Here is a 15,381-nt window from a genome sequence, read left to right as displayed (position 1 = left end):
GACCGCTTGCAGTTTCATCGATCACGGGAACGTGAACGGATATTTTCCCAAAGAAAAAGCCCGGACAAACCGGGCTTTTCGGGAAGGAGAGCTTCTATTCCGCTTTTTGCAGAAGAAGGGCGGCTACTCCGCCGGCGACGGTTTCTTTCGAAAGAGTGCGACCAGATTGTCCCACAGTTCGATCTTGGCGCCCTGGCGCTTCATGATCACGCCCTGCTGGAGGATCGAGAGCGTGTTGTTCCAGGCCCAGTAGATGACGAGGCCGGCCGGGAAACCCGCCATCATGAAGGTGAAGATGATCGGCATCCAGGTAAAGATCGCGGCCTGCGTCGGATCCGGCGGCGTCGGGTTCATGCGCATCTGCAGGAACATGGTGACGCCCATGATCAGCGGCCAGACACCAATCATCAGCATATGCGGCAGCGTGACCGGGATCAGGCCGAACAGGTTGAACAGCGACGTCGGGTCGGGTGCCGCCAGATCCTGGATCCAGCCGAAGAACGGCGCGTGGCGCATCTCGATGGTGATGTAGAGCACCTTGTAGAGCGAGAAGAAGACCGGAATCTGCAGCGCCACCGGCCAGCAGCCGGCAAGCGGATTGATTTTCTCGGTCTTGTACAACTCCATCATCGCCTGCTGCTGCTTCATCTTGTCGTCCGCGTATTTCTCGCGGATCTCCAGCATCTTGGGCTGCACCTTCTTCATGTTCGCCATCGACGCGTAGGACTTGTTGGCGAGCGGGAAGAAGATGGCCTTGACGATGACGGTGGTGGCGAGGATCGCCAGGCCGAAATTGCCGAGGAACTTGTAGAGCGTGTCGATCAGCCAGAACATCGGCTTGGTGATGAAGTGGAACCAGCCCCAGTCGATCAGAAGGTCGAACCGCTTGATGTGGCGGTCTTCGGCATAGGCGTTGATCTTGGCGACTTCCTTGGCGCCGGCGAAGACCTCGGTCTCCACGGTCGCCGACTGGCCGGCATCGACATTGATCGGATCGGTCAGGAAGTCGGACTGATAGCGGTGGCGGCCGTCCACGAAATAGCCGAAGCGCGGCTGGAACGGCTGCTTCTCGCTCGGAACCACCGTCACCGCCCAGTATTTGTCGGTGATGCCAAGCCAGCCGTCGGTCGACTTGCCCGGCTTGACTTCCTTGTCCTTCTCGATGGACGCGTATTTGTGTTCCTGCAGTCCTTCCGCTCCGGTGAAACCGATCAGGCCCTCATGCAGCACGTAGGTGCTGGCGACAGCCGGCTTGTCGTAGCGGGTGACACGGCCGTAGTTCGACAGCGAAACCGCGCTGGAACCGGCATTCTGCACCGTGTCCGAGACCGTGAACATGTAGTCGCCGTCGACAGAGAAGGTGCGCTTGAAGGTCAGCCCCTTGTCGTTGGTGTAGGTCAGCGTCACCGGCGTCGACGGGGTCAGCGTCGGGTTGCCTTCAATGCTCCACACCGTGTCCGCACCCGGTACCGTGCCGGTCTTGTCATTGCCGACGAAGCCGATCTCGGCGAAATAGCCGGTGGGCAGCGTCGACGGGTTGAGCAGTTCGATCTCGGGCGAATTCTTGTCGACGGTCTCGGTGTAGTGCTTGAGCTTGAGGTCGTCGAGGCGCGCGCCGGTCAGGTTGATCGAGCCCTCGAGGCTCGGCGTGTCGATCTTGACGCGCTTCGACGCGGCAAGCGCCTGATCACGGCCGGCCGCGGTGACGGTATCGCCGCCCGGCGCGTTGGGAATGGCGCCCGGCGCCGGCGCCGGTGTTCCAGCACCCGGATTGGCGGCCTCGGCCGCCTTCTTCTGCTCTTCCACACGCTGTTGCTCGACGCGCGCGGCCTCGCGCTGCGCCTCGACACGCGGGTTCATGTAGAAAACCTGCCACAAAGTCAGGATCAGCACCGACAGCGCGATGGTGATGAAGAAGTTCCGGTTGTTTTCCATCGAGAGCCCTTGGCCTATCGTGTTCCGCGAAGTCGGCGGGAGAGTTCGGCCTTCAACTGGCCGAAGGGGGCGCGCAGCGCATCATCGCGCCCGACGATGACATAATCATTGCCGGGCGCCATGTCATCTGCGGCATGGGTGCGGACGGCTTCTCTCAGCCGCCGCCTGACGCGGTTGCGCACAACAGCGTTGCCGACCTTCTTGGTAACGGTGTAGCCGACACGCGGCACGCCGCCATCGCCGCGGTCAAGGACCTCGACGAGGAAAAACCGCCCGCGTCGCTTCTCACCACGACGGACGGCCAGGAATTCCGCGCGTTTCAGAAGCCGCTTGGGATTTTGCCCCACTGGCTTGCCGGTTGCGGGCAACGATCTCGTCTCGCTTAGGCGCTGAGCCGCTTGCGGCCGCGGTTGCGGCGAGCTGCGACGACGCCACGACCACCCTTGGTGGCCATGCGGGCACGGAAACCATGCCGGCGTTTGCGGACGAGTTTGGACGGTTGGTAGGTACGCTTCATTTGTTTTAATACCGCGGGGTGCGGCCCTTCTTGATTCTGTCACTTTGTAACAGGAGCTTTGCCGGGCCTGTTTTGGCGCGATCGAAACCGCGCCGGGACGAATGGCCCGAGCGTGAGCGGGCTTATAGAAAGAAGGGTTTTGGAAGTCAATCCGGCGTCTTCGCGACGTGGACGCAGGTTCATGACGGTAATTTAATGTTCGGACCAAAGGATGAAATTGGCAAAAAAGGCGTAATCGCCTAATCTTGGCCGATCAAGTGATTGTGAAGACAGAGTCGCATGAGCGAAGCCAGCCAAGCAGGGGAAGGGATCGGCACGGCGCCAGCCGCCGTCCGCACGGTACCCTTGTCACGCGGCCTGTCGACAAAACTGCTGCTGTTGACCATCGTTTTCGTGCTTTTGGCTGAAGTGCTCATCTTCCTGCCCTGGATCGCCAGTTACCGGCTGAGCTGGCTCAAGGAGCGGCTGAGCACGGCCGCCGCCGTTTCGATCGTGCTGGTGCAGGGCGAGTCCACCTCATTGTCGCGCACGGCCCAGAACGACGTGCTGATGGCGATCGGCGCCAAGGCGATCGCGGTGCGCGACGGCGGCGTCTCGCGGCTTCTGGTGGTGGCGGACATGCCGCCGCAAGTCGACGAGCACATCGACCTCGCCAGCGTCGGCATGATCAAGGGCATGACCGGCGCGCTCGACACGCTGTTCTTCGGCGGCGACCGGATGCTGCGCGTTTTCGGACCGGTCGGCGACAGCGACAAGGAATTCGAGCTGATCATGCCGGACTACTCCCTGCGCAAGGCGATGCTCATCTATTCGCGCAACGTCGCCTTCGTCTCGCTGCTGATCTCGCTGTTCACCGCCATGCTGGTCTATGCCGCGATCGATCTGATCATGATCGGGCCGATCCGTACCATGACGCGCTCGATGCTGTCCTTCTCCGAGGCCCCGGACGATCCCGGGCGCATCATCCATCCCGCCGCCCGCGCCGACGAGATCGGCGTTGCCGAACGCGAGTTGTCGCAGATGCAGGAGCGGCTGCAAAAGATGCTCTCCGAGCAGAAGCACCTTGCGGACCTCGGCCTGGCGGTCTCGAAGATCAACCACGACATGCGCAACATCCTGGCCTCCGCACAGCTGATGTCGGACCGCCTGCGCCAGGTCAGGGATCCGACCGTGCAAGCCTTCGCGCCAAAGCTTTTGCGCGCGCTCGACCGGGCCGTCTCCTATTCGGAAGGCGTGCTTCACTACGGTCGCACGCAGGAGCCGCCGCCTTCGCGCCGCAGGGTGCGGCTGCGCCAGTTGGTCGAGGACGTGCACGGGCTGCTCGACATCGAGGAGGGCATCGAGTTCATCAACGCGGTCGAGGCTGCTTTCGAGGTGGATGCCGATTCCGACCAGCTGTTCCGGGTGCTCACCAATCTGTGCCGCAACTCGGTGCAGGCGATGGCGGCGGACACCGAGAGCGCGGTGGTGCGGCGGCTCGCGGTCTCGGCCGAGCGCATGGGCAGTGTCAGCCGCATCGCCGTCACCGATACCGGTCCCGGCCTGCCGCCGAAGGCGCGCGAGAACCTGTTCGCGGCGTTCCGCGGCTCGGCGCGCAGCGGCGGCACCGGTCTTGGCCTGGCGATCGCGCACGAACTGATCCGTGCGCATGGCGGCACGGTGGAACTGGTCGAATCGATTGGCGGGCGCACCACTTTCGCGGTCACCATCCCCGACCAACCGGTTCGGCTCGACCAGGCGCGCGGCAGCCTGCGCCGTCCGGCGTGACGGCCTCGGTGGTGCTTTCCTGAAGCTCTCGCCTTCCGGGCCTGACGCTTTTGATGCCCTTCCCCGCGACTTTTCCCGCCCAGCTTGAAATCAGACCGGCTCGTCGGCCGCTTCAAGCCTCCGGGGCGGGGCTGTCATGGCCAGATGACACACTCACGACAAAACTTTTGCCGGATCGGCTTGCTTTTCCCAAATTCAGTCGCTAGGGAACTGCACACATTCGCGGCCGGTCCCTGGGATCGGATCGCGGGGCCGTTGAAAACATGGCCTGATGCGCGCCCGTAGCTCAGCTGGATAGAGCACCAGACTACGAATCTGGGGGTCAGGAGTTCGAATCTCTTCGGGCGCGCCATTCCATCCAAATGATTTTTATAAGCTTTTTGGTCCTTCAAGCGGGACGGCACCGGCTTGATCTCTAAAATTCAGCCGGTTTTGGAAAAACGGATGTTTCCGCGAACGATTTCGCTGTTTGGCGTATATGCTCCGCAGCCTCTTCCGTGTCCAAAGCCTCTATGAACTGTGTTGCCTGCTTCAGGTGCCTCGCTACATCAGCGCGGGTCGTGGAGCAGTCAGACTCATATGGCGGCAAATCACCGGGATAGCTTTCAGATCGCGAAATACGGAAGCGATGTGTGGCCAAGGGAAATCGGTCGGATCGCCGATATCCCGGTCCGCTCCGACAATCACTTCCAACTTGGCCAAGATGCCAGCTAGGGACAGGGCCGAAACCTCTGGAAGCGCATCCTGAAGTTTGAGCGCCTCGGTTACGCCATTACCGACAAACTGGTTGCCAATTTTGACTATCGCTATTCAGATTTCGGAAGCTCGCCATTCAACACGCCGGCCGTTACCCAGGGCCAGACGAGCGTCGACATTAAGGAAAACGCCGTCAGACTGGGACTTATCTACAAGTTCTGAGAGTGAGTGCCGGAAGACCACGCCGCCCAGCAATAAGCCCAGCCCCCTGTCCGTTAGGTTGTGTGATGATGTCAGGGCTGTTTGCGGTCACAGGCTTCGAGCTCGATGGTGACTCCGCGGTATCTGGCCTTCAGCCTCTCCGATAGGCAGGGGTGGGTCTCAAGGCCGACTATTCAGTCTTGCCGAACCCGTGCGAGGATGCCTCCAGGCAGGCTTCGTAGCCGCTCTGGTGCATGGGACAGGTCTTCGAATAGTGGATATGGAGCAGCACCTTCATCACGCCGATTACACCAGGAGAATCTTGCTGGGGTCTCCTTCGACTTCCGGTCAGGATCAGTATTGCTCATTGGCGCTTCATCTCCTCACAGGCGGCCGGGAAGTCGTGGTATTTCTCGGCGAGCAGGTCGGCCTTGCGTCGGCTTAGCTTCACAAAATGGTCACCCCGCAATCGCTTGCTGTGTTCCATAGGCGCAATGCCCGGGTGTCGGCGCGGAAAGCCGCCTCGTTGTGAAAGAACTCGGCCACAGAGCTGCGAGAAGGTTTTTCCTCACGCAAACAGGGGAGCTAGAGCTCCCCTGTGGCGCCTAACTTTGATCTGCTGGAGCCTGTAGCTACTGACCCATGCCGAACTTGTAGGTCAGCCGGGCCATGACGGCGTCGACCTTTGCCTTGGTGCGGTAGGTCTCGGGATTAGAACCGAGGTTTCCGTTATCGAACACGTTGCTGCCCGTGCTCGTCTTATGGCCGAGGTCAACGTGGGTGTAGTCCACGCCCAGCGAGAGGTTGTTGGTGAGGGCATAGTCGATGCCGGCGCCGAGCGCATAGCCGTTCTGCCACTCATTCTTCTCGTAGGTCACGAGGGCGTCGTTGTCTCGGGCGCGGAAATCCACCTTGCCGCCGGCGTAACCTGCCTTGGCGTAGATCAGCACGCGATCGAAGGCGTAACCGACCCGGCCGACGACCGTGGCGTAGTTCGAGATTTTGGCGGTCTCGGTGTCGGTGTCCGGGAAGTAGGGGCTGGTGATGGTCTTCTTTATGCCCGTCGCCGTCCAGGTAGCCTCGCCGCCCAGAACCCATTGGCCCCACTGCCACTGCGCGCCGGCATGAATACCGCCAGCCACCGCGCCCTTGTTGAAATCGAAGCCCTCGGTGCCAGCCGGAACGTCGTCGGTGAAAAACCCACCGTTCGGATCCGTTACGTCCGTTGCCGTGATGTCGCCATTGGCAAAGCCGACATGGCCGCCGACGTAGAAACCGCTCCAGTCATAGGTCGAACCGGCGATAGGCGCCACCATGTCGGCTGCCGAGGCACTGCTTGCCGAGAGGGCGGCAACGGCCAGAACTGCAAAGAACTTATTCACGTATTTCTCCCAACCCAAATAATCCCTCGCGCAAGTTAATAGCGGGGAAGTTGTTAAAAGTGTGTGACCTTTTTGCCACAACCACATACAAGTCGATGCCGGCCCGCGTTCTGCCGGTTCCAGACCCTATACATGAGCAACACTTGCATTGGACTAACTATAGTATAGCTGCCGGCCGGCCTCATGCTGCTGAGGTTGTGTGGGCAGAACCATCGCCCGGTGACAGGATCCATCAGGAAGCTCGAAATTCGGGCAGTTTCTCAATCCCAATTTCAGGGAAGAGTATCTTGTGGTGATACTGGCCATGGTGCAGGGCGCGACGGATTTCCATTAGCGCCGCCCGGCCTCTTCCTCGTTTGCGTGGACCTTGCCCTTGGTGAAGGGCGAATCATGGGAGGCATGGTCCAGACGCCGGCGCCATATGGTCCAACGGTATTTGGACACGGCCTTATAGTAGCCCAGCCAGATATCCCCAGCCGGCGCAGGAAACGCCCTCGAGCTCCTCCCAGCCATCGGCACGCCGCATCATTGGATCGAAGCAAAGGCAACGACGGTATCCCCAGCGCCGCAACCCCTGCGCCATGGGATGGTATCGCGACTTTCGTGGCGTTCTGCTGACCACGGCTGGACGATACCGCGAGGCAACGGCCTGCTACGCGAAAATGGCAGCCGTACCGCCATGGTCACTCGTTCGTCTTGTCATCTGCCATTCAGAACTCGACGAAACCAGGCAGGCGCAAGACGTCCTGGCAAAAGTCAAGGCACATTACCCCGGACCAGCCTTGACGAGATCGTCGATACGGAAGTGGATTTCTACAGGGATCCCGCCGTGCGATGGATTGTGTGGTTCTGCTGATGCAGCCGACACTGTCCGTTTGCGTGCGGCGGGCACAGCCTTTGGAGTAGACCCGACCATGACCCTTCCGAGCATCAAACGCGCCTTGGTCACCGGTGCCGGTGCCGTCGACGGCATCGGCTTCGCCGTTGCCCGCCAGCTTGGTCACACCGGCCACGCCGTGTTCCTCACCGGCGCCAGCGCGCGCGTGCTTGACCGCGCCACCGAACTTCGTGCCGAGGGCATCGATGCCGGGGCCATGGTCGCCGATCTCACCAAGGCCGCCGATGTCGCGCGGCTGCGGGGAGATGCCGGCGCCATCGACATACTGGTCAACAATGCCGGCATGGGTTCGCTGGCATCACCCTCGGCCGACAAGGCGTTTCTCGCCATGAGCGAGGCCGACTGGGATCGAGGCATCGACGTCAGCCTGAAGACGGCGTTCCTCGCCACCCATGCGTTCCTGCCGGCGATGATCGAAGCGGGCTATGGGCGCATCGTCAATGTGGCGTCGGTCACCGGGCCGCTGGTGTCTTTCGAAGGTACCTCAGCCTATTCGGCCGCCAAGGCCGGCATGGTCGGCCTGACGCGCACGCTGGCACTGGAAGTGGCCAGGAGCGGCGTGACGGTCAATGCCGTGGCTCCCGGCTGGATCGAGACGGGCGCGTCGAGCGAGATGGAACGGATGGCGGCCTTGCATACGCCGCCGGCGCGGGCGGGCCGGCCGGATGAAGTGGCGGCGGCGGTCGTGTTCCTGGCTTCCGAAGGCGCCAGCTATGTCAACGGCGCTCTTTTGGTGGTCGATGGCGGCAACAGCCTCCAGGAACACAAGGGCTGAAGGTCTGCCGGCCCTGGTGCCCTTGCGCAAGGCGGTGGGAACCAAACCGCCCGGCGGCGGTTTTCCCCTCGAAGGGACCGCAGACCTCAAGGGTGCGGAACAATGTACGACCATCTGGAACTGGAACTGGCGAGAGCCAGGCAGCGCGTCAAGCGTGCGGAATCCTTTCTCACGCGAGCAAATGCAATGCTGGACGGGGAGCGTGGCGTCGGCATCAGCCTTGCCCTTTGCTGCCGGATCAGATCCGAGCAAAAACGTGTGGCTGAAGCGCGCTCACGCCTCCGCCAAATCGATCCGACCACACACTGATTATGCCATGACCATGATGCCCTCTCCCGAAAAGAGTGCCGCATATCGCGCCGCAAAGCTCGCCATGCTGCGGAAGCTGATGGTGAAACATATCGAGCGCACCGATGCCCAGGCGCAGAGTGTCGAACAAGCGCTGGCGGTGTTGGCTGAAGCGACCGCTCGGGCGCGCGGCGCGCATCAGTAGCATCGCCACCGCTGGCTGTTCCCAGAGGGATGCGAAAAGCTCGCTTGCAATCCAAGTCGCCCTCAGGACGCCTTGGCCAGGAAACTCTGGTAATCCGACTTGGCCTGCAGCAGGCGAAGCACATTCTCGCGTGATCCCCGCACATGGGCACGGGCCAAGGCACCGGCCCGAGCGGCGTCGCCGGCGCAGATCGCCTCGACGATCTCGGCATGCTCCTCGCGGGCGATCTTCCATTCGTCGAGCCACAACAATTCGGTCCAGACATAGTGCTGGCACTTGTCGAGGATGCCGCACAGCATGCCATGCAGCATGGCGTTGCCGCTGATCTCGGCAATGACGCGGTGCAGGTCGATGCCGACTTCGAGTTCCTGGAATTTTTCCCTGGTGGTGCGGTCGGGAATGGCGGCCAGCCGCTCGCATTCAGCCAGCATGGCGCGGAGCCGGGCCTTGTCCTTCTCGGTCGCGGCGGCAGCCGCCAGCTCGGTCGCATGGCCGTCGAGGAGTTCGCGGATGTCGAAGGCCTCGCGGAACATGTTGATGTCGAACTCGGTGACGACATAGCCCTGGCGCGGCCGGCCGGTGACGAGGCCGTCGCGTTCGAGGCGGTTGAAGGCCTCTCGCACCGGCGTGCGGCTGACATTGAGCCTGACCGCGATATCGTTCTCGGTCACGCGCGAGCCCGGTGGAATCTGACCGGTCACGATCATCGCCTTGAGCGAGGAATAGACAGAGTCGCGCAGCGTGTTTTTGGTTTCCTTGGCCAAGTCCGTTTCCAGTTCTCCGGTCTTTCCGCCGGAAGCCGATGTGTTCTCATAGCTGTATTCAAAGTCGGCTCGATTTGCCACGCCCTGGCACCGCGTCCTCCCACCCCCATCAAGGCTCCTGGCAATGCCGCGCGCTGTTGACATCGCCGATCCCCAAGCTACACTCAAAATTGTATACAAAATAGCATGCGAAATCAAAAATAATGGGAACACCGGTTGGAGAGCCGAAAAATGAACAGGATCAGAAGCGTTAGCGTTGTTGCGGTTGCCGCCCTCATGGCGGCCGTCGCGGCCCCCGCCCTGGCGGGCGATACCATCACCGTCGCCTCATGGGGCGGCACCTATCAGGAGGCGCAGACCAAGGCCTTCTTCAATCCGACCGCCGACGCGCTCGGCATCACCATCAAGCAGGACACCACCAATGGCCTCGACGATGTGCGCCTGCAGGTGACCGGCAATGCGGTGAAATGGGATATAACCGAACTCGGCGCCGACGAATGCGCGCGCGGCTCGAAGGAAGGCCTGTTCGAGAAGCTCGACTACGGCATCATCGACAAGAGCGGCATCAACCCGAAGCTGGTGCATGACGACTGGGTCGGCATTTCCTACACCTCCGTCGTCCTCATTTACCGGACCGACGTCTTCGGCGACAAGGGTCCGAAGACCTGGGCCGACTTCTGGAACGTGGAGAAATTTCCGGGGCGGCGCGCGCTGAGCGGCAGCCAGTCGACCGAGACGCTGAGCGTCGCCGCACTCGCCTCGGGCCTGCCTATCGACAAGGTCTATCCGGTCGACATCGACAGCGCGCTGAAATCCGTCGACAAGATCCGTGGCCATATCGATGCCTGGTGGACATCAGGCGCGCAGGCGATGCAGCTGGTCAAGGACGGCGAAGTCGACATGGCGAGCATCTGGAACGGCCGCGCCGGCACGCTGAAGAAGGAAGGGGCGCCGGTCAGCTTCTCCTTCGACCAGGGCGTGCTCACCGCCGACTGCATGGTCATTCCCAAGGGCGCCAAGAACAAGGAAGCCGCCATGAAGGCGCTGGCGATGTTCGTCAGCCCGCAATTGCAGGCCAATCTGCCGCTTTATGTCGACAACGGGCCGGCGAACGAGAAGGCTTTCGAGACCGGCAAGATCCCGCCGGAGCGGATCAAGGACATCAACTCGTCGCCCGAAAACGTCAAGAAACAGGTGCTGCAGGACGCCGAGTTCTGGCGTGACAATCTGGTGGAGGCGACGGAGAAGTTCAACAATCTGATCCAGCAATAGGCCGCGGCCGGACCCAAACCACGGCAGGGCGGCGCACGCTGAAACGGAACCCGCCCTGCTTCCGCCGCCCCTTCACCAGGAGACGATGATCTTGTCCATTGCGCCATCCGCGCTGCCTATCAGCATGCGCCGGATCGAGAAACGATTTGGCAGCGTGTCAGTGCTGCGCGACCTGAACCTCGATGTCGAGGCCGGCGAGTTCCTGACGCTGCTCGGGCCCTCCGGCTCCGGAAAGACGACGCTGCTGATGATCCTGGCCGGTTTCGTCAGGGCCAATGGCGGCTCGATCAGGGTCGGCGGTGACGAGATCATCACCACGCCGCCGCACAAGCGCAACATCGGCATGGTGTTCCAGAACTACGCGCTGTTTCCACATATGAACGTCTTTCACAACATCGCCTTCCCGCTGAAGCAACGCGGCGTGCCGGCCACGGAAACGGCGGCGCGTGTCGAAAAGGCGCTGGAGCTGGTGAAGCTCAAGGGGTTGGGCGAGCGCCGGGTCGACCAGCTTTCCGGGGGCCAGCGCCAGCGCGTGGCCCTGGCGCGCGCCATCGTCTTCGAGCCGCGTATCGTGCTGATGGACGAACCGCTGTCGGCGCTCGACAAGGGCCTGCGCGAACACATGCAGATCGAGCTGCGCGCCCTGCACCGGCGGCTTGGCATGACGACGGTCTATGTCACCCACGACCAGCGCGAAGCCATCACCATGTCGGACCGCATCGCGGTGATGAATGCCGGGCGCATCGAGCAACTCGACAAGCCGGAAACGCTCTACGCCGCGCCCAGGACGCAATTCGTGGCCGGCTTCATCGGCGAATCGAATTTCATTCCGGTCGAATGCCGCAACGGGTCAGTCTGGTATGAGGACAGGCGGATCCAGACGGCAGGGGCGCCGCCGGCCGCCGGCCGGCATCTGATGGTGGTGCGGCCGGAGAAGTTGCGGCTGGTCACGGCGGCCGAGCCGTCGAACGGCATCAACGTGCTCGACGCCACGCTCAGTGACATCATCTACCAGGGCGACAGCTTCGTCTGTTACGCCTCGCTGCGCGACGGCCGCCAGCTGACGTTGCGCGACTATTGCCGCAGCGACGTGCTGTCCAGGCTGCCGGCCCCCGGCCAGCCGGTCAGGCTTGGCCTCGATGCGCAGGACACGATCCTCGTGGAGGCAGAGGGATGAGCGCGCCATCCGCCCTCCTCCAAGAGGCAGCCAGCGCGGGTCGGGACCTCAACGCGCGGGCGCTGCGCGCCGATGCCCGGCGCGAGCAGCTCAGGCTACTGGCGCTCTTATCGCCCAGCCTGTTCCTCGTCTTCGCCATCATCATCGTGCCGATCGGCTGGCTGTTCTGGCTTTCTCTGTTCGACGAGGCCGGCGCCTTCAGCGCGTCCAACTATGCGCGCTTCTTCGAGCAGGCCTCCTACATCAAGACCTTCATCACCACCTTCAAGGTAGCCTTCATCGTCACCGGCGCCTGCGTGCTGCTCGGCTATCCCCTGGCCTACATGCTGTCGCAGCTGCCGCGCCGGGCGGCGTCGATCTGCCTGATCTTCGTCATCCTGCCGTTCTGGACATCGGTGCTGGTGCGCACCTATGCCTGGCTGGTGATCCTGCAGCGCAAGGGCCTGATCAACAGCTGGCTGATCGACCTTGGCGTGATCAGCCAGCCGCTGTCGCTCGCCAACAATCTGTCCGGCGTCGTCATCGGCATGACGCATATATTGCTGCCCTTCCTGGTGCTGCCGCTCTACGCCTCGATGAAGACCATCGACACCGACTGCCTGCGCGCCGGCATGAACCTTGGCGCCGGTCCGGTCGCCACCTTCCGGCAGATCTTCTTTCCACTGTCGCTGCCCGGCCTCGCCTCGGGCGTGGTCATCGTCTTCGTGCTCTGCCTCGGCTTCTTCGTCACGCCTGCGCTGATGGGCGGCGGCAAGGTGATCATGTGGGCGATGCGCATGGAGCAGACCACCAGCCTCTATTCCAACTGGGGTGCGGGCGCGGCGCTTGGCGTGGTGCTGCTGTTGGTCACGCTGGCGCTTCTCGGTCTCTTCCAATGGCTGCTCGGCGCGCGCGCCACCGGTGTGTGGAGTTCGCGATGAGCGGGGACGTCGGCCTGCCGATCTCGCACCGGCAACGTCTGTGGCTCTACGCGCTGGGCGGCCTGGTGCTGTTGTTCCTGATCGCGCCATCGGTCATCATCGTCATCATGTCGTTTTCGGATTCGACGCTGCTGCAGTTCCCACCACAGCAATGGTCGCTGCGCTGGTACCAGAGCTACTTCCAGTCGCTGGAATGGCGCGATGCGACCATCGTATCGGTCAAGGTGGCTGTCATGACCGTACTGGTGGCGACGCCGCTCGGCACCGCCGCCGCCTATGCGATCAACCGGGGTACGTTGCGCTTCAACGGCACCATCAACGCGCTGTTGACGGCTTCGCTGATCATCCCGGTGATCCTGATCGGCATCGGCACCTTCTTCCTCTATGCCCGTATCGGCCTCAACAACACGCTGACCGGCCTGGTCATCGCCCATACGGTGCAGGCGCTGCCCCTGGTGGTGCTGACCGTGCTGTCGGGCCTGCGCTCCTACGACATGAACCAGGAGCGCGTGGCGCGCAGCCTAGGTGCCGGCCGCGTCGCCGCCTTCTGGCAAGTGACGATGCCGCAGATCCGCTTCTCGATCGTCTCGGGCGCGCTGTTCGCCTTCATCACTTCCTTCGACGAGGTGGTGGTTTCGCTGTTCATCTCGGGCGGAGAGACGACGACACTGACGCGCCGCATGTTCAACGCGCTGCGCGACCAGATCGATCCGACCATCGCCGCCATCTCGACCTGCCTGATCGTGCTTTCCGTTCTGCTCCTGTCGGTGGCGCAGATCTTCGGGCGGCGGCATTGATTTCCACCAGACCAATTCGCTGAAGTGACCATGGGATATCCAGACAGAATGCGTGATTTCCAGTTTCCCGGCCGCTCGCCGGTTCGTGCCACGGAAGCGGTTGCCGCGACATCGCATCCGCTCGCCACCCTTGCCGCGATCGACATGCTGCGCGCCGGCGGCAACGCGATGGACGCCGCAGTCTGCGCCGCCGCCGTGCAAGGCGTCGTCGAGCCGCAATCGACCGGCATTGGTGGCGATTGCTTTGTCCTTTACTGTCCGAAGGGACAAGGCGACGTGCTGGCCTTCAACGGTTCTGGCCGAGCGCCCGCGGGCGCCACCGTCGACTGGTACCTCGACAAGGGTTTCAGCGAGCTTCCCAAACAGGGGCCGCACGCGGTGACCGTGCCAGGCGCCATCGATGCCTGGTGCCGGCTGCTGGAAGATCATGGCCGCAAGAGCCTGGCCGAGGTGCTGGTTCCGGCCATCCACTACGCCGAGAACGGCTATGTCGTGCATGACCGCGTCGCCTTCGACTGGGCCGAGCCGGAGACCGACCTGTCGGCCGACGAGCATGCCGCGCGCATCTTCCTGCCGGGCGGCCAGGCGCCGAAGGCCGGCGACATCCACCGCCAGCCGGAACTCGCCGCCACCTTGCGGATAGTCGCAAAGCAGGGCCGCGCAGGGTTTTACGAAGGTGCTGTCGCCGACGACATGGTGCGCCGGCTCAATGAACTCGGCGGGCTGCATTCGCACGATGATTTCGCAGCGACCAAGGGCGACTATGTGGCGCCGGTCAGCACCTCTTATGGCGGCCATGACATCCACCAGATGCCGCCGAACAACCAGGGGCTGACGGCGCTGTTGATGCTGAACGTGCTGTCGGGCATCAAACTCGGCGGGCTCGACCCCAACGGCGCCGAGCGCCTGCATCTCGAAATCGAGGCCGGACGCCTCGCCTACCAGGACCGCGACCGATACCTCGGCGACCAGGACCATGTCTCGGTGCCGGTGAGAGAGCTTCTGTCCAGCGCCTATGCCGACCGGCTGCGCGCCGAGATTCATCGCGACCGCGCCATGACGCATCTGCCGCGCCTGGACCTGCCCGGCAGCGACACGGTCTACATCTCGATCGTCGACCGCGACCGCAACGCGGTCTCTTTCATCAACTCGACCTATTATTCGTTCGGCAGCGGTGTCGTCGGTCCGAAGACCGGCGTCGTGCTGCAGAACCGCGGCTTGAGCTTCCGCCTCGACCCGGCGCACCCGAACGCGATCGCGCCCGGCAAGCGGCCTATGCACACCATCATGCCCGGCATGGCGACGAAGAACGGCCGCGCGGTGATGCCGTTCGGCGTCATGGGCGGCGGCTACCAGCCTTTCGGCCATGTCCACCTTTTGACCAACATGATCGACTTCGGCATGGACCCGCAGCAGGCGCTGGACGCGCCGCGCGTGTTCTACAATGACGGCGTTGTGGAGGCCGAGCGCAGCGTTCCCGCCGAGGCGCTCGAAGGCCTGCGCAAGCGCGCCCATCGCGTCGCCGAACCGCAGCATCCGCTCGGCGGCGGGCAGGCGGTGCTGATCGACTGGGAGAAAGGCACGCTCACCGGTGCCTCCGATCCGCGCAAGGACGGGATGGCGCTGGGGTATTGAGGCGGTTGGAGGAATTTCCGGACGGTGGCATCGCCCCTTCATCCGCCCTTCGGGCGTTCGTCGTTCGAAAAGCCAAGCAATTGGCTTTTCATCTGCTGCGCGGTCCACTCCTCAACTCCCCACAAACGGAGAGAAGGAGGCGGTGCTTATCC

General features: G+C 62.8%; 13 protein-coding genes and 1 tRNA gene. 9 read left to right on the top strand and 5 right to left on the bottom strand.

Annotation, left to right across the window (positions count from 1 at the left end):
• Positions 1–123 precede the first annotated feature (123 nt).
• From yidC to rpmH, 3 genes are read right to left on the bottom strand one after another with little or no spacing between them, the layout of a single operon-like run.
• The gene (gene yidC / locus AC1VON_RS05355; protein ID WP_172347598.1) at positions 124–1,935 is read right to left on the bottom strand and encodes a membrane protein insertase YidC; all 1,812 of its coding nucleotides are present in this window, start codon (positions 1,933–1,935) and stop codon (positions 124–126) included.
• A 14-nt stretch (positions 1,936–1,949) separates the two neighbouring features.
• On the bottom strand, positions 1,950–2,303 hold the full coding sequence (gene rnpA, locus AC1VON_RS05350; RefSeq protein ID WP_056573647.1) for a ribonuclease P protein component: 354 nt from the start codon (positions 2,301–2,303) through the stop codon (positions 1,950–1,952).
• Between the two features lie 14 nt (positions 2,304–2,317).
• On the bottom strand, positions 2,318–2,452 hold the full coding sequence (rpmH, locus tag AC1VON_RS05345; RefSeq protein ID WP_008833937.1) for a 50S ribosomal protein L34: 135 nt from the start codon (positions 2,450–2,452) through the stop codon (positions 2,318–2,320).
• Positions 2,453–2,731: 279 nt separating this feature from the next.
• On the opposite strand from rpmH, the gene AC1VON_RS05340 reads away from it, so the two are divergent.
• Entirely contained in the window at positions 2,732–4,219 is a 1,488-nt protein-coding gene (locus AC1VON_RS05340) for an ATP-binding protein (RefSeq protein ID WP_483120808.1), read from the top strand.
• A gap of 275 nt (positions 4,220–4,494) precedes the next feature.
• Positions 4,495–4,571, top strand: a tRNA-Arg gene (locus AC1VON_RS05335).
• Between the two features lie 1,177 nt (positions 4,572–5,748).
• Here the strand turns inward: AC1VON_RS05335 and AC1VON_RS05330 are convergent.
• Positions 5,749–6,498 carry an outer membrane protein gene (locus tag AC1VON_RS05330; protein WP_246740867.1) on the bottom strand — a complete coding sequence of 250 codons (750 nt, stop codon included), beginning with the start codon at positions 6,496–6,498 and terminating at the stop codon, positions 5,749–5,751.
• Between the two features lie 914 nt (positions 6,499–7,412).
• On the opposite strand from AC1VON_RS05330, the gene AC1VON_RS05325 reads away from it, so the two are divergent.
• Both AC1VON_RS05325 and AC1VON_RS05320 read left to right on the top strand, forming a co-directional pair.
• The gene (locus tag AC1VON_RS05325; protein ID WP_483120806.1) at positions 7,413–8,171 is read left to right on the top strand and encodes an SDR family oxidoreductase; all 759 of its coding nucleotides are present in this window, start codon (positions 7,413–7,415) and stop codon (positions 8,169–8,171) included.
• Between the two features lie 202 nt (positions 8,172–8,373).
• Positions 8,374–8,664: a hypothetical protein gene (locus AC1VON_RS05320; protein WP_483120804.1), complete on the top strand. Its 291-nt coding sequence runs from the start codon at positions 8,374–8,376 to the stop codon at positions 8,662–8,664.
• A 62-nt stretch (positions 8,665–8,726) separates the two neighbouring features.
• Here the strand turns inward: AC1VON_RS05320 and AC1VON_RS05315 are convergent, their stop codons facing one another.
• Positions 8,727–9,428, bottom strand: coding sequence for a GntR family transcriptional regulator (locus AC1VON_RS05315; RefSeq protein WP_483120802.1), 702 nt, complete (start codon positions 9,426–9,428; stop codon positions 8,727–8,729).
• Between the two features lie 231 nt (positions 9,429–9,659).
• Here AC1VON_RS05315 and AC1VON_RS05310 point away from each other — a divergent pair, with 231 nt between their 5' ends.
• The 5 genes from AC1VON_RS05310 (at position 9,660) to ggt (ending at position 15,229) form a co-directional block, all read left to right on the top strand.
• Positions 9,660–10,700 carry an ABC transporter substrate-binding protein gene (locus AC1VON_RS05310; protein WP_483120801.1) on the top strand — a complete coding sequence of 347 codons (1,041 nt, stop codon included), beginning with the start codon at positions 9,660–9,662 and terminating at the stop codon, positions 10,698–10,700.
• A gap of 91 nt (positions 10,701–10,791) precedes the next feature.
• Positions 10,792–11,877, top strand: a complete 1,086-nt coding sequence (locus tag AC1VON_RS05305) for an ABC transporter ATP-binding protein (RefSeq protein WP_172352798.1) — start codon at positions 10,792–10,794, stop codon at positions 11,875–11,877.
• A complete protein-coding gene (locus tag AC1VON_RS05300; RefSeq protein ID WP_172347606.1) occupies positions 11,874–12,797 on the top strand; it encodes an ABC transporter permease in 924 nt (307 codons plus the stop codon). The genes AC1VON_RS05305 and AC1VON_RS05300 overlap by 4 nt, the downstream gene beginning before the upstream one ends.
• Positions 12,794–13,594, top strand: coding sequence for an ABC transporter permease (locus tag AC1VON_RS05295; protein ID WP_172347607.1), 801 nt, complete (start codon positions 12,794–12,796; stop codon positions 13,592–13,594). Before AC1VON_RS05300 ends, AC1VON_RS05295 begins: the two co-directional genes overlap by 4 nt.
• A gap of 48 nt (positions 13,595–13,642) precedes the next feature.
• Positions 13,643–15,229, top strand: coding sequence for a gamma-glutamyltransferase (gene ggt / locus AC1VON_RS05290; protein ID WP_483120799.1), 1,587 nt, complete (start codon positions 13,643–13,645; stop codon positions 15,227–15,229).
• The last annotated feature ends 152 nt before the right edge of the window (positions 15,230–15,381 follow it).

The sequence above is a fragment of the Mesorhizobium sp. HAY1-8B genome (genome assembly GCF_056868045.1).
Note: the sequence above shows the minus strand (reverse complement) of the source record. Positions and strands in the feature narration are given on the sequence as shown.